This is a genomic window from Burkholderia sp. BCC1644 (genome assembly GCF_902833225.1).
Taxonomy (GTDB): Bacteria; Pseudomonadota; Gammaproteobacteria; order Burkholderiales; family Burkholderiaceae; genus Burkholderia.
Genome location: NZ_CADFEI010000053.1, coordinates 1 through 964 on the forward strand (window position 1 = coordinate 1; position 964 = coordinate 964).

Genomic DNA, 964 nt, shown 5'->3' on the forward strand with positions numbered 1-964 from the left:
TCTTCACGCGCTCGACGATCCCTTCGTCGCGCAGCAGCTTCAGGTTCGCGACCGCGACGGCTGCCGCCACCGGGTGGCCCGAGTACGTGAGCCCGTGATTGAATTCGCCGTTGTCGATGATCGGCCGCGCCACGCGCTCGTGAATGCCGACCGCACCCATCGGCACGTAGCCCGACGTGAGGCCCTTGGCCATCGTGATCAGGTCCGGCTCGAAGCCGAAGTGCTGGTGCGCGAACCATTCGCCGGTCCGGCCGAAGCCGCCGATCACCTCGTCGGCGACGAGCAGGATGTCGTACTTGCGGCAGATCCGCTGGATTTCCGGCCAGTACGTCGACGGCGGGAAGATCACGCCGCCCGCGCCCTGGAACGGCTCGCCGATGAACGCGGCGACGTTTTCCGCGCCGAGTTCGAGAATCTTCGCTTCGAGCTGCTGCGCGCGGGCGAGGCCGAACGCTTCCGGCGTTTCGCCCGGCTGCGCTTCGCCGAAGAAATACGGCTGGTCGATGTGCACGATGTGCTCGACCTTCGACGGCATCTGCTCGTGCATGTAGCCCATCCCGCCGAGCGTGCCGCCTGCGATCGTCGAGCCGTGGTAGCCGTTCTTGCGCGAGATCACGTATTTCTTCTGCGGCTTGCCCTGCACGCGCCAGTACTGGTGCACGAGGCGCAGCACGGTGTCGTTGCCTTCCGAGCCGCTGTTGCAATAGAAGAAGTGGTTGAAGCCGGCCGGCGTGACTTCCGCGAGCATCGCGGAGAGTTCGATCACCGGCGGGTGCGTGGTCTTGAAGAACGTGTTGTAGAACGGCAGTTCCTGCAGCTGGCGATACGCGGCGTCGGCGAGCTCCTTGCGGCCGTAGCCGACGTTCACGCACCACAGGCCGGCCATCCCGTCGATCACCTTGTTGCCTTCCGAATCCCACAGGTAGACGCCGTCGGCCTTCACGATCACGCGGCTGCCGGCGCG

The 964-nt window shown here is 65.8% G+C and carries 1 protein-coding gene; it reads right to left on the reverse strand.

Annotated features, from left to right (window positions below; genetic code table 11):
• Positions 1–964: aminotransferase (locus HWX87_RS37630; protein WP_176051837.1), on the reverse strand; the 964-nt coding region annotated here is incomplete at both ends.